22 protein-coding genes are annotated in these 20890 nt (G+C 44.0%); 1 reads left to right on the top strand and 21 read right to left on the bottom strand.

All coding sequences use genetic code 11. The features are described from left to right. Nucleotides 1–97: 97 nt before the first annotated feature. From ACO03U_RS02805 to purC, 15 genes are all read right to left on the bottom strand, one after another. Nucleotides 98–1150 (bottom strand): SepM family pheromone-processing serine protease, encoded by a 1053-nt coding sequence (locus ACO03U_RS02805; RefSeq protein WP_204685277.1) that lies wholly within the window; start codon nt 1148–1150, stop codon nt 98–100. Then, nucleotides 1134–1634, bottom strand: coding sequence for a pantetheine-phosphate adenylyltransferase (gene coaD, locus ACO03U_RS02800; RefSeq protein WP_161868554.1), 501 nt, complete (start codon nt 1632–1634; stop codon nt 1134–1136). The genes ACO03U_RS02805 and coaD overlap by 17 nt, the downstream gene beginning before the upstream one ends. Next, nucleotides 1631–2200 (bottom strand): 16S rRNA (guanine(966)-N(2))-methyltransferase RsmD, encoded by a 570-nt coding sequence (gene rsmD, locus ACO03U_RS02795; RefSeq protein ID WP_204685276.1) that lies wholly within the window; start codon nt 2198–2200, stop codon nt 1631–1633. Before rsmD ends, coaD begins: the two co-directional genes overlap by 4 nt. A 146-nt stretch (nt 2201–2346) precedes the next feature. Beyond that, nucleotides 2347–2691 (bottom strand): YlbG family protein, encoded by a 345-nt coding sequence (locus tag ACO03U_RS02790; protein WP_204685274.1) that lies wholly within the window; start codon nt 2689–2691, stop codon nt 2347–2349. Beyond that, nucleotides 2681–3115, bottom strand: coding sequence for a YlbF/YmcA family competence regulator (locus ACO03U_RS02785; RefSeq protein WP_204685273.1), 435 nt, complete (start codon nt 3113–3115; stop codon nt 2681–2683). The genes ACO03U_RS02790 and ACO03U_RS02785 overlap by 11 nt, the downstream gene beginning before the upstream one ends. A 3-nt stretch (nt 3116–3118) precedes the next feature. Continuing rightward, nucleotides 3119–4252 (bottom strand): CAP-associated domain-containing protein, encoded by a 1134-nt coding sequence (locus ACO03U_RS02780; RefSeq protein ID WP_204685269.1) that lies wholly within the window; start codon nt 4250–4252, stop codon nt 3119–3121. 212 nt (nt 4253–4464) lie between these two features. Continuing rightward, nucleotides 4465–5721 carry a phosphoribosylamine--glycine ligase gene (purD, locus tag ACO03U_RS02775; RefSeq protein ID WP_204685268.1) on the bottom strand — a complete coding sequence of 419 codons (1257 nt, stop codon included), beginning with the start codon at nt 5719–5721 and terminating at the stop codon, nt 4465–4467. A gap of 116 nt (nt 5722–5837) precedes the next feature. Next, nucleotides 5838–7382, bottom strand: coding sequence for a bifunctional phosphoribosylaminoimidazolecarboxamide formyltransferase/IMP cyclohydrolase (purH, locus tag ACO03U_RS02770; RefSeq protein ID WP_204685266.1), 1545 nt, complete (start codon nt 7380–7382; stop codon nt 5838–5840). Between the two features lie 37 nt (nt 7383–7419). Next, nucleotides 7420–7986: a phosphoribosylglycinamide formyltransferase gene (gene purN / locus ACO03U_RS02765; RefSeq protein ID WP_204685264.1), complete on the bottom strand. Its 567-nt coding sequence runs from the start codon at nt 7984–7986 to the stop codon at nt 7420–7422. Continuing rightward, entirely contained in the window at nt 7983–9029 is a 1047-nt protein-coding gene (gene purM / locus ACO03U_RS02760) for a phosphoribosylformylglycinamidine cyclo-ligase (protein ID WP_204685263.1), read from the bottom strand. The genes purN and purM overlap by 4 nt, the downstream gene beginning before the upstream one ends. A gap of 59 nt (nt 9030–9088) precedes the next feature. Next, entirely contained in the window at nt 9089–10534 is a 1446-nt protein-coding gene (gene purF, locus ACO03U_RS02755) for an amidophosphoribosyltransferase (protein ID WP_204685262.1), read from the bottom strand. Next, nucleotides 10519–12738 (bottom strand): phosphoribosylformylglycinamidine synthase subunit PurL, encoded by a 2220-nt coding sequence (purL, locus tag ACO03U_RS02750; RefSeq protein ID WP_204685261.1) that lies wholly within the window; start codon nt 12736–12738, stop codon nt 10519–10521. Before purL ends, purF begins: the two co-directional genes overlap by 16 nt. Further along, the gene (purQ, locus tag ACO03U_RS02745; RefSeq protein WP_161868543.1) at nt 12735–13415 is read right to left on the bottom strand and encodes a phosphoribosylformylglycinamidine synthase subunit PurQ; all 681 of its coding nucleotides are present in this window, start codon (nt 13413–13415) and stop codon (nt 12735–12737) included. Before purQ ends, purL begins: the two co-directional genes overlap by 4 nt. Beyond that, nucleotides 13415–13669 carry a phosphoribosylformylglycinamidine synthase subunit PurS gene (gene purS, locus ACO03U_RS02740; RefSeq protein ID WP_161868542.1) on the bottom strand — a complete coding sequence of 85 codons (255 nt, stop codon included), beginning with the start codon at nt 13667–13669 and terminating at the stop codon, nt 13415–13417. Before purS ends, purQ begins: the two co-directional genes overlap by 1 nt. A gap of 27 nt (nt 13670–13696) precedes the next feature. Next, nucleotides 13697–14404, bottom strand: coding sequence for a phosphoribosylaminoimidazolesuccinocarboxamide synthase (purC, locus tag ACO03U_RS02735; protein ID WP_204685260.1), 708 nt, complete (start codon nt 14402–14404; stop codon nt 13697–13699). A 379-nt stretch (nt 14405–14783) separates the two neighbouring features. Here purC and ACO03U_RS02730 point away from each other — a divergent pair, with 379 nt between their 5' ends. Then, a complete protein-coding gene (locus tag ACO03U_RS02730; RefSeq protein ID WP_161868540.1) occupies nt 14784–15164 on the top strand; it encodes a hypothetical protein in 381 nt (126 codons plus the stop codon). 141 nt (nt 15165–15305) lie between these two features. Here ACO03U_RS02730 and purB read toward each other — a convergent pair whose 3' ends face one another. The 6 genes from purB to ACO03U_RS02700 all read right to left on the bottom strand — a co-directional run bounded on the left by purB (nt 15306) and on the right by ACO03U_RS02700 (nt 20799). Continuing rightward, entirely contained in the window at nt 15306–16604 is a 1299-nt protein-coding gene (gene purB / locus ACO03U_RS02725) for an adenylosuccinate lyase (protein WP_204685259.1), read from the bottom strand. Nucleotides 16605–16649: 45 nt separating this feature from the next. Next, nucleotides 16650–17771, bottom strand: coding sequence for a 5-(carboxyamino)imidazole ribonucleotide synthase (purK, locus tag ACO03U_RS02720; RefSeq protein WP_202625797.1), 1122 nt, complete (start codon nt 17769–17771; stop codon nt 16650–16652). Further along, nucleotides 17764–18252, bottom strand: coding sequence for a 5-(carboxyamino)imidazole ribonucleotide mutase (gene purE, locus ACO03U_RS02715; protein WP_204685258.1), 489 nt, complete (start codon nt 18250–18252; stop codon nt 17764–17766). Before purE ends, purK begins: the two co-directional genes overlap by 8 nt. A gap of 470 nt (nt 18253–18722) precedes the next feature. Continuing rightward, entirely contained in the window at nt 18723–18905 is a 183-nt protein-coding gene (locus ACO03U_RS02710; RefSeq protein ID WP_204685257.1) for a hypothetical protein, read from the bottom strand. Beyond that, the gene (locus ACO03U_RS02705) at nt 18898–20217 is read right to left on the bottom strand and encodes a nucleobase:cation symporter-2 family protein (protein ID WP_204685256.1); all 1320 of its coding nucleotides are present in this window, start codon (nt 20215–20217) and stop codon (nt 18898–18900) included. The genes ACO03U_RS02710 and ACO03U_RS02705 overlap by 8 nt, the downstream gene beginning before the upstream one ends. Next, nucleotides 20218–20799 carry a xanthine phosphoribosyltransferase gene (locus ACO03U_RS02700; RefSeq protein ID WP_204685255.1) on the bottom strand — a complete coding sequence of 194 codons (582 nt, stop codon included), beginning with the start codon at nt 20797–20799 and terminating at the stop codon, nt 20218–20220. Between the last annotated feature and the right edge of the window lie 91 nt (nt 20800–20890).

The following is a 20890-nucleotide window of genomic DNA, read 5'->3' as shown; positions in this document are numbered from 1 at the left end:
CACGATTATAGCACACCCTTTTAAGCAAAAGCTCCTGATCCGCAGAAGTCTTTTAAAAAACGCGGGACAGTCTTAAGCAAAACTGTCCCGCGTTCTCTTATTTTTCACTTAAAGACTCGAGATAAGCCACCGCTTCTTCCACAGTTGCGACCGGCACGATCTTCATATCGGTCCCGAGTTTTTTTGCAGCTGCTTTGGCTTCCTGATAGTTAGTATCGGCTTTTGTTTCGCCTTTTGGTGCTAGAAAAATCTTAGCACCTGATGCGGCTGCCGAAGCGACTTTTTTATCAATGCCGCCTATTTGACCCACCAGCCCGGCTTCATTCATCGTACCTGTGCCGGCAATCGCCATGCCAGCCCGCAAATCTTGATTGACCAACTGTTGGTAGATTTCCAAAGTAAACATCAACCCTGCTGAAGGCCCTCCAATATTGTCGATATGAAACGCAATTTCTTCATCCGATGTGATTTCGGTGTGACTTGTTAAAGTAATGCCAATGCCCGCTTTGCCTTCATTAGGTTTCGGTAACGAAATCAATTTGCCAGTGGCTTCTTTTTCTTGATCGTCTTGAATATAAGTCACCGTGACTGTCTGACCAACTTTTTGATCGTGAACATAAGCCACTAACTCATCTGAAGTCGCGAAACTTTTGCCGTCGACTTTAGTCACCGTATCTCCCACCGATATTTTCCCATAGAAATTCGATGATGGGTCAATCCCCATGACGTAGACACCTAAGTAGTGCATCTTGTATGGTTTTCCGGCTAGTTTCAAAGCCTGCTCAATCGCAGCATTTTGCGAAGATTCCATATAATAATTTTGGATGCGATCGTATTCTTCATCGGTGGCATCCCCCATCAACTCCCGCTCTGTGACTAAGTCTTCAAAGTCAGTCAACTTCGACTTAATCGCTGTTACCAAGGTGGCTTGGCGAATCCCCACGGAGGTCAATGAAAAGGAACCAGAATGATCATCTTTCTGATCGTTGACGGTAATCAGTTCATCTAGTTTAATGGTGGCTCCCGGTCCTTCCACATAATAGGGAATCGGAAGCAAAACAGCCGCCAAAAAGGCTAAGGCTACTAGCAGAAAAACCAGGGATTTTGCTGGGACTTTGTTTTTTCTATTATTCCTATTGTAGTTTTTCATGGGACGCCCGCTTTCTTAAAAAAGCTTCATTGATGACTGGAGGTAAGTATTTTGCGACATCCCCGCCAAATAGCAAAACCTCTTTTAAGAGACTGGAACTGATGTGGCTATATTCCGGGTTAGCCAACAAAATAACCGTCTCAATATCCGGAGCGAGGTGACTGTTCATCGTCATGATATCTTTTTCGTATTCGTAATCCTTTACGCTGCGAATGCCTCGCAATAAAAACTTGGCTCCCAGACGCTGAGCACTAGTAACTGTCAATTCGGATTCCTGACTAATCACCCGAACATTGTCCAAATGAGCCACCGCTTGTCTCACTAATTCTGTGCGTTCTTCACTGGTAAACCAACTGGCCTTGGAAGTATTGATAAAAACCCCGATAATTAATTCATCAAAGAGCTTGGCCCCTCGTTCGACAGTATCTAGATGGCCGTTAGTAAAGGGATCAAAACTCCCTGGAAATAATGCAATTTTTTTCATGCGGATACCTCGTTTTTAAAATGATAGATGGTTACGGCAGTGATCCCATAGTTTTGGCGCCGAACTTGGTGTAACTTTTCAGCAATTTCCTCCGGTAGTTCCACCGCCTTATCCGTTTCACAAACTACAATCCCCTGCTCAGCAATCAAGTCTGCGGCAACTAGCTCAGTCAATTGCTTAACAATCTGCTGTTTGGCATAAGGTGGATCTAGCAGCACCAAGTCAAATTGCTGATTAGCTTCAGCCAATTGACGAATGGCTCCTTCAGCTGTCATCTTCCAAAGGGTAAACTGGCTTTCCGCCTTAGTGATAGCGATATTTTCCTTAATAACCTGAATCGCAGGATAACTGCGATCCACCAAATAGGCATGAGCCATTCCTCGAGAAATCGCCTCAATAGCTAGACCACCACTCCCTGCAAATAAATCCAAGCATTGACCCCCATCAAAATATGGGCCAATCATATTAAAAATCGATTCTTTGACTTTATCCGTTGTGGGACGAGTATTATCCCCTGGTAAGCTCTTCAGCTTACGTCCCCGAAATTCTCCAGAAATGACGCGCATCGCATCCTCAACCTTTCTTTTATCCAAATCGTTTTTTCTCTGTTCAAACTCTTCGCGTGGATGACTATCCTAAGTTTTAGGGGATCATCACCAAGCAAAAAGGCGGTGAAGATCCCTCTGGATTCCCGCCTAACTGATAGTATTGATTACACATCTTCCGCCAACCGAATATGAGTGGAAAGTTCTTCAACCTCAAAGCCGTCTTCATCCATCTGGTAAGCAGCTCTGGTACCGATTTTATCCGCAAAATTCATTTCCACATCTGGTCGATAGGAAGGCTCGACACTTCGAACAAAATGCAATCGTTCAATCTTTGCCACATTTTCCTCGTAGCCTGCTTCATCTAAGTACATATAAACATACTTCATTTTTCGTGAAACATAATGAACTAACCCATAACGTTTCAAATTTTTTAATTGTTTCAGACTATACACCCATACGACTAATCCTCGACGTGAGTTGATGGTAAATTCTGTCATCTCAGCTTCCATGGCACTTTCCTCCACAACTTTCCTGATGGGATCCCTCGGTAAAAAATGGATTACCGGCATCCACTTTGATCTTTTCATCGATATGCTGGGCAAGGGTTTGCCCAATTTCATCTAACAAGCTCTGTAGCTGGGTCTCCGCTTGGCGAAACTGTGCCACCGGGGGATGTAAATCCAGTTCTCGTTTGGCTGACAACACTTCTTGGCGGGTCTTAGAAAAACCCGGCGCATACTCACCATATGCCAGCACCGCTTCATAGGCGTCTTTTTTCTGTTGAAAATGTTGTTTGAGTCGGCTCCCTTGGGCATCTTTTTGTAAGCTTGCCTGAGCCAATCGATAGTCTTGACAACTAGCGCTTTCTTCAATTGCTATCAAAAGACAATCAATCTGATCATCAAGCGCCAGCATTTTTTCATTATAAATCATAAATTAGTCACTGTCCTTTGTCGCCTTGACATCTTCAAATAAGATTACCATATTCTGCGCTGAGATGCCAATAGCCATCGCTTGGGGGTCTTTTTTCATAAAGCGATTATGCATGAAAGGATCACTGTACCAAGAAAGGATTTGAAAGGTCGGATCATAACAAGGGGTTTCAAAAAAGCCATCAATATCCGGCACTTCCACCGCTCGCGCCACCTCTGAAAACTCCTGACCTGACAACATAAAAACGGCATTACTAGCATCTTCAGTTACTTTACGAAAATTTTCGTAGCGATTTTCCTCCAAATAGTTTGCAGGCTTTTTCAAGAAACGACTTAGAAAATCCCGACTCTGCCCCTGCAAGGTAAAGGTGGTATCGTATCTTTCAAGCTGATCTTGTTCTCGCAGCAGATTGAACAATTGATAGCCTTGTTTTTCTTTTGCCTGATCGATGGGTTCCCACTGGTCCTCGCTGACTGTTGCTTCCATTTTTGGAGGCGTTCCTTGCACCAAATTATAAGGAGCCAACTCTAGTAGCATCTCCGTCGTCAAATACATGACTCCGATAAGCTTGGATTCCGCATTAAAAAACAAAATACTGTAGGTGCCATTATCAAAAGTCACCAATGGTCGATAATTTAGATCTTCTTCCATCAGTTCAATTTCAACAGCTTCATCATCATTGACGATGGTGAAGTTGGGATAAAGCATCGTAATTTCAGCTAGATCTCCCATGCTCATGTTCAGCTGGAAGGGAGCAATCGGCTCGCCGTCGATCCCCGTCGTCTTAACAGCAGCAATTTTGCCGTCTTTGATACTAGCTTCCAAATAGCCTGGTTCATCTGATTGATAATGTTTAATTGTAAATCCGTAACCCGAATCATAACTTTCTGTTGGTTTTCCGTATTGTTTTTCCAACTCTTTTTCCGGTTTACCAATCAACTTGGCAAAACCAGCGGCGGCGATAGGCTCGGCTTGCAAGGTGGTATTTCCACCTTCCACAATCGCTTGCGAATCCTGCGGGCGAATGGTTTGGACTTGTCGGGGGAAAAAGATTGGTTGCAAATAAACCACTAGGAAAGCTAAAACCAAAAACAGGAGGAAAATGAACCAGCGCTTTTTAATCCCATGCTCTTTCACGACGATCCCTCCTAAATAATTAGATAAAAGAACACTTAAACTGCTCCATATCCCTCATCATACTATAACTTTTACCAAATGAGAACGTTCCTTTTTTAGAAAGCGGGAGAAGTTAATAAGTTCATTATGATTTTATCCGTAAAAAAATCGCCTAGCCGGTCTGCTGACCTTCAGGCGATTCTCTCGATTTCAGATAACTTGCTGACCAAACCTCATACCTGTAAAGCTTTTGCTCCAATATCACTGCGATAAAACATGCCCTCAAGTTGGACACTAGCTAACGCCTGGTAGACTTTTTCTTTTGCTTCGGCTAAGTCATTTCCTTGTGCTTCTACTAAGAAAACCCGTCCGCCATTGGCCACCAACTGGCCTTCTTTTGCGGCCACCCCTGCATAATAAACAGAAATATCTGGTTGCGAGAATGTTGGCAAGCGCATTCCTCTTTGGTAAGTCCCGGGATAACCATCCGCTGCTACGACAACCCCAAAAGTTGCTTTATCTGACCAAGATAGTTCAGGTTCCCGATCAGCTAAAAGATCACTGATGATAGCTGCTAGACTGGCTGTCAAACGGGGCAATACCACTTGTGTTTCTGGATCGCCAAAGCGTGCATTAAACTCGATGACTTTCGGCCCATCTGTTGTAGCAATTAAGCCGGCATATAAAATCCCTGTAAACGGCGTGCCATTAGCAATCATCCCTTGAGCAGCCGGTTCTAAGATGGTAGCCACTGCTTGTTCCACCATCTCTTGAGGAATTTGGGGTACTGGTGAATAGGCTCCCATGCCTCCTGTATTGGGTCCTTGATCACCGTCAAAAGCCCGTTTATGATCTTGGGAGATCACCATCGGATAAACTTTTTCGTTGCGGACAAAAGCCAACAAAGAAAACTCTTCACCCGCCAAAAACTCTTCTACCACAACACGAGCACCACTTGCCCCAAACTTATTGTCTTCTAACATATCCGACAAGGCATCAAGGGCTTGCTCCACCGTCTCCGCCACCACAACCCCTTTACCAGCAGCTAAGCCGTCCGCTTTGATGACAATAGGTGCCCCTTTTTGCAAAACATAAGCTTTGGCTGCTGAGTAATCAGTAAAAGTTTGATAATCACCGGTAGGAATCTGGTTTTTGACCATCACTTGTTTGGCGAAATCTTTTGAGCCTTCGATTTGAGCCGCCGCTTGCGATGGACCAAAAGCCTTTAAACCCGCTGCTTCAAAATCATCCACCAGACCAGCGGCTAATGGGGCTTCCGGTCCCACAAATGCCCAGTCAATCGCTTGTTCCTTCGCAAATGCAATCAAACCCGCATGATCATTTTCAGCAAGAGCCACCACTTCAATGCCATCTTGCACCATCCCAGGATTACCTGGTGCACAAAAGACTTTTTGAACCAATGTATCCTGCTGTAATTTCTTGGCGATGGCATGTTCACGACCACCTGAGCCGATGACCAATAACTTCACGCTTGCTTCCTCCTTCAATAAAACCTCTTTATAAAAGTTCCAGGCAAACCCTAACGTTCTTGAAACAGTAGTAACAAATGATTGCCCCATCCCCCGAAAAAGACAATCATTCTTTATTAATGACGGAAATGGCGCACATCCGTGAAGACCATAGCGATTCCTGCTTCATCAGCAGCTTCAATCGATTGTTGGTCTTTGATGCTACCGCCAGGTTGGATGATGGCTTTGATACCATGTTCTGCCGCGTAAGTCACGCTATCTCCCATTGGGAAAAACGCATCAGAAGCTAAAACGGCCCCCGCCATTTTATCCGCTGCTTCTGCTTGTTGAATAGCGATTTTTACTGAACCCACTCGATTCATTTGCCCCGCACCGATTCCCACGGTTTGGTGATGGTTTGCCAAAACAATCGCATTGGATTTCACATGTTTGACAGCTTTCCAAGCAAAAGCGAGTGCCGTCAACTCTTCTGCTGTTGGTTGCCGTTTGGTGACCACCTGCCAAGCTTGTGGTGTTTCTTTTATCACATCTTGGTCTTGTACTAACAAACCACCTAAGACAGACACCTTTTCAGAAGCGGTAGTTTGATTTTTTTCACTAAAATCAAGAGTCATTAGGCGCAAGTTTTTCTTAGCGCTCAACACTTCGAAAGCCTCCGGAGCAAAAGCTGGCGCGATGATGATTTCTAAAAAGAGTTTGTGCATTTTTTCAGCCGTTGCCAAATCGATTTCTCGATTAGCTACTAAAATACCGCCAAAAATCGAAACAGGATCAGCATCATAGGCAAAATCATAAGCTTCTTCAATCGTTGCCGCTGTCCCAATACCACAAGGATTCATATGTTTCAAAGCGACTACTGCAGGTTCATCAAACTCCCGAGCAATTCGTAGCGCCGCGTCGGCATCCTTGATATTATTGTAAGACAGCTCTTTTCCATGGAGCTGTTTGGCAGCCGCGATGGAGTAAGTCACAGGTAAGGCATCTTGGTAAAAGGCAGCCTTTTGGTGGCTGTTTTCTCCATAACGCAAGGACTGTTTCAAATCATAAGTCAATGTCAGTTTTTCTGGCTGAGTCTCATCCACAAGTTCCGTCAGATACCCAGCGATTAAGGCATCATAGGCCGCCGTGTGACGAAAAACTTTCGCGGCTAGCGCTTTACGAGTGGCAAGGGTTGTCTCACCCTCCGTCTTTAACTCCATCGCAACTTGTTGATAGTCAGCTGGATCCACTAAAACCGTCACCGCCGCAAAATTTTTGGCAGCTGACCGTAACATTGACGGGCCTCCGATATCGATATTTTCGATGGCATCGGCTTCGGTCACATCTGTTTTTGAAATAGTTTCTTTAAAGGGATACAAATTTACGACTACCACATCAATTGGCGTGATGCCATGTTCGGCCATCGCATCCAAATGGGTTTGTAAATCCCTCCGACCTAATAAACCACCGTGAATTAACGGATGTAAGGTCTTGACGCGACCATCCATCATCTCTGGAAAGCCGGTCACTTCTTCAATTCCTAATGTGGCAATGCCAGCTTCCTCCAAAGCTTTTTTGGTGCCACCGGTTGAAATAATCTCGAAGCCTGTGGTCAAAAGTTCTTTGGCAAACTCCAAAATACCGGTTTTATCGGAAACGCTAATTAATGCCCGTTTTTTCATGATGATTCCCCTTTATTATTATGATTGCAAGTTTTTCTTATTTTTCAGCAAACAATTGTTGTAAAACAGCTGGGTAAAGGCGATGCTCTACTTGATGGATTTTTTCCTCTAAGGTATCCAACGTATCCAATTTACCAATGGTTACCGCTTGTTGTGCGATAATCGGACCTGTATCCACCCCTTGGTCCACAAAGTGCACCGTGACGCCGGTGACTTTTACGCCGTATTTGAAGGCATCTTCAATGCCGTGAAGTCCCGGAAAAGCCGGCAAAAGAGAAGGATGGATATTGATGATGCGACTCGGAAAAGCTGCAATTAGCTCGGGTCCGATAATTCGCATGTAGCCGGCCAATACGAGGTAATCGATCTTTTCAGCTTTTAATAGGGCCAACAGAGCAGCTTCATAAGCTTGTTTGCCGCCTTTTTCTTTCACAGTGAAACTTGTGGCTGGCACCTGATGGGCTTGAGCCCGTTGCAAAACGAAGGCTTCTGGTTGATCCGAAAAAACTAGTGCTAAGGTACCCGGGATTTGGCCCCGTTTACTAGCAGTGATGATGGCTTCAAAATTACTGCCATTGCCTGAAGCTAGAACGGCGTATCTCATAGTTTTGCTCCAACTAGGTGAATGGCTTGGTCTGAATCGGCAACCACTTCTCCCAGCTCATAACAAGCTTCATCGATTGCCACTAAGACTTCTTTGACTTCTGCTACTTTTTCAGGAGCCACAGCCAAAACCATGCCGATACCCATATTAAAGATTTCGTACATTTCATGATGCGGAATTTGACCGTATTTTTCTAAGGCTGAAAAAACAGCCGGCACCGGCCAAGTATCCGTCGCAATCTTCGCGCTTAAGCCCGCTGGCAGCATCCGAGGAATATTCTCCACAAAACCACCACCAGTAATATGGGCAATTCCATGGACTAACTCTTGTTTTACTAACGGTAACAACTGCTTTACATAAATCCGTGTTGGTGTTAGCAATACCTCACCTAAGGGTTGTTCTGGAAACTCTGGCAGGTGGCTGTCGGTGGTAAAGTCATTCATTTCAAAGAAGACTTTACGCACCAAGGAGTAGCCGTTTGAATGGATCCCGGAAGAAGTCAAACCAAGTAAAACATCTCCAGCTTGAATCTTTTCGCCAGTCACCAATTGGGATTTTTCAGCGACTCCCACTGCAAAACCAGCTAAATCATAATCCGCATCATCATACATACCTGGCATTTCAGCTGTTTCGCCGCCAATCAAGGCTGCCCCAGCTTGGACACATCCCTCAGCGACACCGGCTACTACTTGTTCCAGACGAGCAGGTACATTTTTCCCTGTAGCAATGTAGTCCAAAAAATATAAAGGTTCTGCTCCTTGGGCGACAATATCATTGACACACATGGCCACGCAGTCAATCCCAATCGTATCGTGTTTGTCCGCTTGGATGGCCACCATTAATTTAGTACCCACGCCATCAGTTCCGGAAATCAAGACCGGCTCTTTGACGTCAATCTGACTGAGATCAAAGCAACCTCCAAAGCCACCAATCGCTCCCATCACCCCGAGACGTTCGGTTTTTTTCACATGTTTTTTGATACGCGCTACAACTTCATAGCCAGCTTCGACATCGACACCAGCTTTTTGATAGGCATTTGCCATGATTGATTTCTCCTTTTTTGCGGGAAGAAGACTACTATCCTATCCGCTATTTTATCTGCTTACAAATTGAAGAAAGAGACTTTTTCTTTCAAAGAGGCTTGGTACTGCTCTTCATAATCATACAAGGGTGTGGGGTAATCCCCGTTGAAATACGCCATACACAACCCTGAATAAGGGGCGTCAAAATCCAAACCAATCGCATCAATCAAGCCCTCTTCACTTAAAAAGCTTAAGGAATCGGCACCGATACATTCACAAATTTCCGCAATCGTATGGTTGGCGGCAATCAATTCTTTTCGTGTCTGGATATCAATGCCATAAAAACAAGGGTATTTCAAAGGAGGCGAGGCAATCCGCACATGAACTTCTTTGGCCCCAGCTTCTTTTAACAGTTGGACGATTCGACGACTAGTGGTCCCCCGCACGATGGAATCATCCACCATGATGACTTTCTTCCCTTCGACAACCCCACGGACAGCGGACAGTTTCATCCGCACCCCTTGTTCTCGCAATTCTTGTGTCGGTTGGATAAAGGTCCGAGCGATGTATTGGTTTTTCACCAAGCCCATTTCATAAGGAATCCCCGAAGCTTCGGAAAAGCCACTAGCTGCAGATAAGGATGAATTAGGGACGCCAATAACCATATCCGCATCAACTGGGGCTTCTTTAGCTAGCCGTCGACCCATGTTTTTGCGGGCGGTATGCACGTTGACCCCAGCAATATTTGAATCTGGTCGAGCAAAGTAGACATATTCCATGGAGCAAATGGCGTGTTGGGTTTCTTCTGTAAAATGATCAACAGTAAAGCCCTCATCATTGACTATGATGATTTCCCCCGGCTGCACATCTCGGACAAACTCCGCCCCAATCACTTCCAACGCACAGGTTTCAGAGGCAATCACATAAGCGCCATTTTTCATTTGACCAATCGCTAAAGGACGGAAGCCATTGGCATCTAGTGCCGCCACCATGCAATCTTCCCGCATGAGAATATAGGCAAAACCACCTTGTACCGTATTTAGCGCTTCTTTCAACTGGTCCAACCAGTTGTCTGCTTTGCTACGACGGATTAAGTGCATCAAAATCTCAGTGTCAGAGTTAGAATGGAAAATCGCCCCATCCCTCTCCAATTCTGTTCGTAAGCTACGAGCATTGGTTAAGTTTCCATTGTGAGCTAAGCCACATGAACAATCGTAAAATTTGAACAAAAAGGGTTGAATATTATCCACGCTACCATTTCCAGCAGTCGCGTAACGAACGTGACCAATCGCCGCTGAGCCTTGTAAGTTTTCCAAATCACGGTCATCTTTAAACACTTCAGATAAAAGACCCAAGTCCCGATAGCCAGAAAGTTTTCCTTCGTGGTTTGCGACAATCCCTGCACCTTCTTGTCCCCGATGTTGCAGACTATGCAAGCCAAAATAAGTGACACGTGCAGCGTCTGGGTGACCCCAGACGCCGAAAATGCCACATTCTTCGTTTAGACTTTTTACTTCATAAGACATGGAATAGCTTCCTCCCATAGTTCCTTCCCTCGTTGAACTGATAAAGTTACAACTTCATCAACTGTTTCCAAGCGAATTTCCCCATCTGTTGTTACTTGACCAATTGGTTGAGCCAACTCTTTAGCTAACGCTTCAAAAGCTGCTTGCTTTTCTGGTTTGACTGAAAGAACAAAACGGGATTGCGTTTCGGCAAACAACAATTCTTTAGGCAGATCCATTTTGACTGTAACCCCTAACCCATTTTTGAAAGTCGCTTCCGCTATTGCTACCGCTAAACCACCTTCCGCACAATCATGAGCACTTGCCACCAAACCTGCTTGAATCGCTGCTAATACAAGGTCTTGATGGGCTTTTTCAGTTGCCAAATCAAATGCCATCAGCTTTCCTTCAATCCGGCCCAACTGCATTTTTTGGATTTCTGAACCATTGAAGTCCGCATTCGTTTCACCCACTAGATAAATCAGGTCACCCGCTTCTTTAAACTCTTGGGTAGTGATATGAGACAGGTTTTCCACCAATCCCACCATCCCAATCATCGGCGTAGGATAAATCGCTTTGCTATCAGTTTCATTATACAAAGAGACATTTCCGGAAATAACCGGTGTATCCAAGACCCGACACGCCTCGGCAATCCCATCAGCAGAAGTCCACAACTCCCAGAAAACTTCTGGCTTATCCGGTGAGCCATAGTTAAGACAGTCAGTGATGGCCAAAGGTTTGCCACCGGAAGCGACAATATTACGGGCAGCTTCTGCCACCGCAATCTGTCCGCCAATTTCCGGATTCAAATATAGATAACGAGCATTGCAGTCCGTCGTCATCGCCAAGGCTTTTTCGGTTCCTCGTACCCGCAAGACCGCCGCATCAGAGCCTGGTAACACCACTGTATTGGTACGGACTTGGGCATCATAGGTTTCATAAATCATTTTTTTCGAAGCAATCGTCGGTTGTTGCAAGAGTTTTTCCAAAGTCTCCGTCGCATTTGCCACTGTTGGTACAAAATCCGCTAAGTTAGCAAATTCTTTGATCCGGGCTGGTTCTTGATATTCTTTGTAATAGGTTGGTGCATCTTCTGCCAAGGCATCTACTGGGAGATTGGCTACTTCCACACCTTTGTGATACAAACGGTACAAACCATCATCAGTCACTTCACCGATAGTCACCGCATCCAAATCATATTTTTGGAAAAGTGCAACCACTTGATCCTCGGTACCTTTTTCAACACAGATTAGCATCCGTTCTTGGGATTCGGAAAGCATCATTTCATAAGGCGTCATGCCGGTTTCCCGCTGTGGCACATCATCCAGATACAGCTTCAAGCCTGAGCCAGCCTTTGAGGCCATCTCAGAACTAGAAGATACCAGACCAGCCGCTCCCATATCTTGGATTCCCACCAAAATATCAGAATGATCTAAAATCAACTCTAAGCAAGCTTCCAAAAGCAGTTTTTCCATGAAGGGATCCCCGACTTGCACAGCCGAACGCTGTTGTTCTTCCCCTTCTGAAAATTCTTCTGAGGCAAAGGTTGCACCATGAATCCCATCCCGGCCGGTTTTAGCTCCTACGTACATAATAGCGTTGCCGACACCTTTTGCTTGACCTTTTTGGATATCTTTGTGATCGATTAAGCCGACACACATGGCATTGACCAAAGGATTGCCAGCATAACAAGGATCAAATGCAACTTCCCCACCAACTGTCGGAATCCCGATACAGTTCCCATATCCGGAAATACCAGCGACAATTTCTTCTAATAGGTACTTAGTCCGAGGGTTGTCCAGCTCGCCAAAACGCAAGGAATCCAATACGGCAATCGGTCGGGCCCCCATGGAAAAGATATCGCGAATAATGCCACCGACACCAGTTGCGGCGCCTTCATACGGTTCAACCGCTGAGGGATGGTTATGACTTTCGGCTTTGAAAACAACCGCTTGACCATCACCAATGTCCACGATACCCGCGCCTTCTCCCGGACCTTGCAGTACTTGCGGCCCTGTCGTAGGAAATTTGCGTAACACAGGTTTTGAATTTTTATAAGAACAATGTTCACTCCACATCACCGAAAACAAACCTGTCTCGGTATAATTCGGCATCCGACCTAAAATTTCCTCGGCAATTAAACGGTATTCCTCATCCGTCAGTCCCCATTGCTGATAAATTTTTTCTTCTTTAATCTGTTGTGGTGTTGGTTCTAAATAAGTCATTTGGTCACAGACACCTTTCCGAAATTTTTCAAAATAGAAGCAAAGAAACGCTTGCCATCATCAGAGCCGAGTAATTCTTCCATTGCTCGTTCGGGATGAGGCATCATCCCCAAAACGTTGCCTTGTTTATTAATGATTCCGGCGATATTTTCCATACTGCCGTTGATATCTTCCTGATAAGTAAAAACGATTTGCTTATTCGCTTTTAACTCCGCTAAAGTCTCTTCATCGCAAATATAGTTGCCTTCCCCATGAGCGACTGGAATTTGGATGATTTCATTTTCAGTGTATTCGCTAGTAAACTTGGTATCTGCATTGGCCACTTTTAAAGGGGTCGTCTTGCAAATAAAATGCAAAGATTTGTTGCGAATCAAAGCCCCAGGCAATAACCCCGCCTCCGTCAACACTTGGAAACCATTGCAGGTCCCAAATACGGGCTTTCCTTCATCAGCAAAACGAACGACTTCCGCCATAATGGGTGAAAAACGAGCAATCGCACCACAGCGTAAATAATCGCCATAAGAAAAGCCCCCTGGCAGCAAAACGCCGTCGAATCCTTCAAGACTAGTTGCATCGTGACGAACATACTCCGCATCTGCTTCCATAACGTCTTTAATCGCCCACAACATATCCATGTCACAGTTGGAGCCAGGAAAGACAATCACCGCAAATTTCATTAGGCTTCCTCCATCTCAGCGATTTCGTAGCGATAGGTTTCCATATTGACATTTGCCAATAATTTATCACAGATTGTTTCGATCGTTTCTTCAAGGTTTTCCACAGATTTAGCTACTTTAATTTCAAAATATTTCCCAATACGGATTTCCTCAATTTCCTCATAACCCATTCGATGGACGGCCCCTTTAACGGCTTCTCCTTGAGGGTCCAATACTGATTCTTTGTAAGTAACATAAACTTTTACGAAATACATGCTGGCATTCCTTTCTTTTGTCAATTTTTAATCAGCTAAACGCTGTAAGACTTCTTGATAAACAGGGACCAAATCCCCTAAATCACGACGATAGATGTCCTTGTCTAAGTGTTCTTTCGTGTGCAAATCCCAAAGACGGCAGGTATCTGGCGAAATCTCATCGGCTAAAAGAATGTCTCCGGTTTTAGTTCGCCCGACTTCAATTTTAAAATCAATCAATTGAATCCCCACTTCGGCAAACACGGTCAGTAAAGCTTGATTCACAGCATACGCCAGTTCTTTGATCCGGCTGATTTCTGCTGTCGTGGCAATATCCAGCACCCGGACGTGATCATCGTTAATAAAGGGATCATCCAAAGCATCGTCTTTGTAATAAAACTCAACAATCGGGAAAGCCAGTGCTGTACCTTCTGGAATCCCTAGACGTTTAGAAAAACTCCCGGCTGCGGTATTGCGCACAACAACTTCCAAAGGGATAATGGCTACTGATTTCACTAATTGTTCGGTTTTTGATCGTTTTTCAATAAAATGAGATGGAATTCCGGCACGCTCTAGTTTTTCAAAAATAAGGCTAGTAATCTGATTGTTTAACTCGCCTTTTCCACTGATGGCATCCTTTTTCGCGCCATTAAGAGCCGTTGCTTGATCTAAATACTCCACCCACAAAATATCTTCTTGATCCGTCTTGTATAGCTTCTTCGCTTTACCTTCATAGAGCAATTCCGTTTTCTCCATTGTGCACCCCTCTAAATTAACAAACTTCATATCCAGACGCAAAATCGTTCGTCTTTTGATGATTTCATTTTAACAGTCAGCATCAGGAGGGTCAACACGATTCTTGATATTCCTAAATTAAAAGCATGCAAACGTTCGGCTTTTTCGCTATTAATCAGACAGCCCCTCTACTAATTGCCGTTTTGATTGATGGAAAAATGGTTTTTTCTCATCTTAAAAAAATAGCCATATTTTAAAAATTCATTTCGAAAATCTGTGATTATCGATTATTTTAAAAATAAAAAATCAATATAGAACTTGACCGTAAAGAAACCGTTTACAGATTGTTGTTTACATGATATATTTGCAATGTAACCAGTAGTGATTAGGAGGCATACGTATGTTGGATCAGCAACAGGCCATCGATGACTTTTTAGAAGCACTCTCTATTGAAGAAAAGCGCGCGTTGTTCAACGATTTACTAGCTGTTGAGGAAGTCTATCAACAAAACTGCACCACCTCTTTTTATACTTTCCGAAAAATCCGGCGAGCTAGCAAACGACACGTGGAATGTCGCAAGCGTACGCTACAATACCGCAACCAACACAATGATGAGTTGGTTATCACCCAAGTGCACGAACAACACCTGTTTAAAAATCTTTATCATTTCAAAGTCTTCTTTAATCTCGAGGAGCGGGATTTCACTTTTGTCGAAGCTCTCCTCCAACGATTACGAGAAGGTCATTTTCATTATTATATTGAGCAAAATGCTTATGCATAAGTAATCAGCCTAAAAAAGCCTGCAAACTCAGGATTTCCATGAGTTTGCAGGCTTTTTTCATTGATTATCAGTTTAACAATAAGGTTTAGTGAAAAAAGCAGCAGATAAGCCAGTCTATGATGAATCCCTAGCTATCAAGGGCTATTCCCCTAAACCAATCCGGTCAAAAATAACGTCCACATTACGCAAATGGTATTGGTAATCGAAGGCATCATCTAAATCTTCCGGAGTCAAGATGGCGGTAATTTTCTCGTCTTCTTCCAAGAGAGGTCGGAATGCCGTCTGATGGTCCCAAGCAAAAGCGGTTTTTGGTTGCACCAAATCATAAGCTTGTTCGCGAGTCATCCCTTTGTCGATGAGCTTCAACATCACCCGTTGGCTATAAATCAAGCCAAAAGTCGCATTCATATTGCGCTTCATATTTTCTGGAAAGACGGTTAGATTTTTGACAATATTGCCAAAACGATTCAGCATATAGTTCAATAAAATGGTGGTATCAGGGACAATAATTCGTTCGGCTGACGAATGGGAAATATCCCGTTCATGCCATAAAGGCACATCTTCATAGGCAGTAAGCATATGTCCGCGAACTACTCGGGCTAACCCACACATGTTTTCGGAGCCGATGGGATTGCGTTTATGCGGCATAGCGGAAGAACCTTTTTGCCCCTTAGCAAAATACTCTTCAACTTCTCGAGTCTCGGATTTTTGCAAACCGCGAATTTCGGTTGCAAAGCGTTCGATGGAAGTCGCGATCAAGGCCAAAGCAGCAAAATATTCTGCATGGAGATCTCGCGGCAATACTTGAGTGGAAATCTCTTGGGCTTGGATGCCTAATTTATCACAAACATACGCTTCGATAAAAGGCGGGATATTGGCAAAGGTTCCCACCGCCCCAGAGATTTTTCCTGCCTCCACTCCTCTTGCAGCATGTTCAAACCGTTGGATATTGCGTTTCATTTCTGAGTACCATGTCGCCAGTTTCAACCCAAAAGTCGTAGGTTCTGCATGAACTCCATGGGTCCGCCCCATGCAGACGGTATATTTGTGTTCTTTGGCTTTCTTAGCGATAATCTCCAAGAAATTCTGTAAATCTTGTCGTAAAACATCGTTGGCTTGTTTCAGCAAATAGCCATAGGCGGTATCCACTACATCGGTACTGGTCAGTCCATAATGGACCCATTTTCGTTCTTCACCTAATGATTCAGAAACCGCCCGAGTGAAGGCCACCACATCATGACGAGTACTTTCTTCAATCTCTAAAATACGCTCAATGGAAAAGGTGGCATTGGCGCGAATTTTAGCAACATCTTCTTTGGGGATTTCCCCCAGTTCAGCCCAAGCTTCATCGGCTAAAATCTCAACTTCTAACCAGGCTTGGTAACGATTTTGATCTGTCCAGATTCGACTCATCTCAGGTCGTGAATAGCGTTCTAACATAGTGGGTGTAAACTCCTTTACAAAATTGGTTAAGAATCACTCGGGTTAATCCCAAATGTTGGTTTGGTAAATTTCTTCTAAAGTTCCGTACAGATCAGTTGTCGTGATGGTAATATGGCCCATCTTACGGCCTTTTTTGGCTGCTGCCTTGCCATAATAGTGGAATTGCCAGTTTGGTTTTAGGTCAATTAGTTCATAAGTCTCTTCTAAGTGTTCACCTAAGACATTCACCATCACCGCTTCAGAAAGCAGCTTGACCTCCCCTAAAGGCCAACCACAAATCCCTCGAATATGGGCATCAAACTGGCTCATATTGCAGGCTTCAATACTATAGTGCCCAGAATTATGAGGGCGGGGGGCCAACTCGTTGACATAGATGCTGCCACTTTTTGTTAGAAACATCTCAATCGCTAGACAGCCCCGAAGATCTAAAGCTTTGGCAATTTCTGTGGCGATGCGTTCCGCTTCTTCGGCAACTTCTGGATCCACACGGGCTGGCGCGATTGTTTCGTGTAAAATATTGTTGCGATGAATATTCTCGACAACTGGAAAAACGGAATATTCCCCACGACCATTACCAGCTACCATCACCGAAAGCTCTTTATCATAAGGTATCCACGCTTCTAGTTCGCAGGTACCCGAACGCAGCAAATTCATAGAAGCTGCCAGGTCAGCTGTGCTGTATAAAACATACTGGCCTTTGCCATCATACCCTCCTCGTGTCGTTTTCAATACACAAGGATAGCCAATATGATCAATGGCATCTTGAATATCCGTCGGGCTAATAATCGTTTCATAAGGAGCAATCACAATATTATTGGCTTCTAAAAATGATTTTTCCAACAAACGGTCTTGCGTAATTGCCAACAGGTCCGTCCCTTGAGGAACATAAGCATAAGGCAATATTGAATTCAACGCTTCAACACTAACATTTTCAAATTCATAAGTGATCACGGCACAGCGGCGCGCCAATTCTTCTAAAGCTAAGATATCATCATAATTTGCACGGATATGCCAATCGGCAACTTGTGAAGCTGGACAATCTTCGGTGGGATCTAAAACCCCCACGCGAAAACCCATTTCTTTTGCACTGATGGCCATCATCCGCCCCAGCTGTCCTCCTCCAACAATCCCGATAACCGCTCCAGGTCTTAAAGGCTTAACCAAGTTGATCACTACTTTCCATTACAGATTGACGCATTGCTTCTCGCTTGTTAGCTAGGCGTTGCGCGATATCTAAATCATACATGGAAAGCATTTGACCTGCAAGTAATCCTGCATTTGTCGCGCCAGCTTTTCCAATGGCTGTCGTGGCCACGGGAACACCCCCGGGCATTTGAACGATTGACAACAATGAATCCAAGCCATTTAATGTTCGGGATTGGACCGGTACACCAATTACCGGTAATGTTGTTTTAGCTGCTACCATCCCTGGCAAATGAGCTGCTCCCCCCGCTCCGGCAATAATTACTTTCAAACCGTTTTTGCGGGCATTTTCGGCAAATTCAAACATCAAATCCGGTGTTCGATGAGCAGAGACCACTTTCTTGATATAAGCAATCCCCAATTCATCCAGACTTTCACAGGCAAACTTCATCGTTTCCCAGTCGGATTGACTTCCCATAATGACACCAACTTCTGGTTTCATGAGATACATTCGCTCCTTTATATTGTAGAGAGTTGCCTCTCTAGCAGTTTCAATTTTATTTTAACAAGAGCATAAGCAAGAGTCAAAGAGATGTCGAATATTTATTATTATATACCTGTTTTTGTTCGTGTTTTAAAAAGGAGCACTCGTCTTCTGAGACACCTCAATGATCACGAAGAAAGCGGGATGGTTTTTATCATAATTATTTCTAACGCTTGATTTGCTAAACAAAGACTACCACAGTCTTGATACCCTAATTTTCGATAAAATGTTGAGCCGTTTCATCCGCTTGGGTGGAAGCCATAACCTAACTGGTGACCCAATTCGATCATTTTCTCTTTCCAAGAGGCCAACGCTTGCCGACCCAAGCCAACACTACGATACCCCTCAGCAAAATAAATCAAGTTTAAAAAAGGCGTCTAATCCCAAAACAAGTTGTAGCGCAACACTCCCACATCAATTCCGCCAGCTCAAAGAACAAAAGCCGTTTGTTGGCGGCACTTTTCTAGAAAAACTTTTTTTGTAAGATGGCGATCCAATTGTAACCAAAATCCCCAATCCGCTCTTGTTACATAACGCAAGGTAACCATTCCCTTCCTCCTGTTTCCAAAAAAACCGAACTGTTGCCAGTCCGGTTTTTTGCTACTATCCATGAACCTCTTCTTCAACAATATCATGAAGCGGTACTTTTTCTTCTTTCAAACCATTAAACAATAAGTTTAGAACGATTGCTGTCAAGGAACTGATAACAATCCCATTGCCAGTAAACATTTGCACAGTCTCAGGTAGTTGGGCAAAGAGTTGTGGCATAACGTTGAAACCCAAACCAAAGCCCATGGAAACCGCAATGACTAATAGGTTTTTATCGTTGTCAAAGTCGACTTTGGAAAGCATCCGCATCCCTTGGACCGCCACCATACCAAACATCACTAGCATCCCACCACCTAAAACTGGTTCAGGAATCACTTGAGCCAGGGCCCCAATTTTAGGAAACAGACCCAAAATAATCAAAAAGGCTGCTGAGAAGTAAATCGGTTTTTTAGTTTTAATTCCTGAAAGTTGCACCAACCCAACATTTTGGGAAAAACCAGTATAAGGGAACGTATTGAAAATTCCACCAAGAATCACGGCTAATCCTTCTGCTCGATAGCCCCGTTTCAAATCATCTTCATCGATGGCTTGACCTGTGATGTCTCCTAAAGCAAAGTAAACCCCCGTGGATTCTACCATACTGACAATCGAAATAATGATCATCAATAAGATTGACCATATATCAAAAGTTGGTTTTCCAAAGTAAAAAGGTTGTGGTACATGGAAAATCGGAGCGTGACCAATTGCTGAGAAATCCACCATTCCCATGAAGTAAGCCAATAACGTGCCACCGACTAAACCGATTAAAACTGAAATTGAACGGATAAACCCTTTGGCAAAAATCTGAATCCCAATAATTAAAGCAATGGTGATAAACGCCAAGAGTAGATTATCCTTGTCACCAAAATTGGTGGCCGTCCCATCGCCACCGCCCATTTTGGTAATCGCTACAGGAATCAAGGTTAACCCGATGACTGTAATCACCGTCCCTGTTACTAGTGGGGGGAAAAGTTTTTTGATTTTTGAAAAGACGCCGGAAATCAATACGACGAAAATTCCCGCGGCAATAATGGAACCGTAGATGGCCCCCACACCAGATTTCGTACCAATCAAAATCAGAGGTGCCACCGCTTGAATGGCACAGCCTAAAACTACCGGCAAGCCAATTCCGAAAAACTTCGTAACAGTAAGCTGCAGTAAGGTAGCAATCCCACACATGAAAATATCAATCGAAATCAAATATGTCATTTGTTCTTCATTAAAACCCAAACCGGTACCAATTAAAAGAGGCACCGCAACTGCCCCAGCGTACATCGCCAATAAGTGTTGTAACCCTAATACTGCCGCTTTGCCTGTCTGTGTTTGCTTTTCCAATTAAGCATCCTCCTTCAAAAAAGTCACCTTGCCGTCAGACAAAGAGTCAATTCGAGCTAAAGAGACCACTTTTAGTCCCATTTCTTCTAATAATAGGCGCCCGTCTTGGAAAGATTTTTCAATCACAATTCCAATGCCATCCACATGAGCACCAGCTTGTCGGCACAATTCGATCAATCCTTTTGCTGCTTGACCATTTGCCAAGAAATCATCCACGATCAAGACATTGTCTTCTGCTGACAAAAATTTATGTGAAATCGAAATCGTGCTGGTTGTTTGCTTCGTAAAAGAATAAACATCGGCTGTCAAGAGCTCTTCATTCATAGTCAGACTCTTGGATTTTCTAGCAAAAACCATCGGCACACCAAGATGTTGGGCAGCAAATAAAGCAGGAGCAATGCCTGAAGCTTCAATGGTCACAACTTTGGTAATCTGACGATCGGCAAAACACGCTGCAAATTGTTTGCCAATCTTTTCCATCAAGACCGGATCCACTTGGTGAGTGACAAAACTATCCACTTTCAAAACGCCCTCACCTAAGACGTGACCGTCATTTTCAATGCGTCCCATCAATTCTTTCATTTCTTTCTCTCCTTCATGTTTTCATCTCTCTGACTAACCGGGCTACCAGTCACTCAAAAAGCATGATAAATCTCGAATGAAAATCGTTTAA

The sequence above is a fragment of the Enterococcus diestrammenae genome (assembly GCF_049384045.1).
In the GTDB taxonomy this organism is placed as follows: Bacteria; Bacillota; Bacilli; order Lactobacillales; family Enterococcaceae; genus Enterococcus_C; species Enterococcus_C diestrammenae.
Note: the sequence above shows the minus strand (reverse complement) of the source record. Positions and strands in the feature narration are given on the sequence as shown.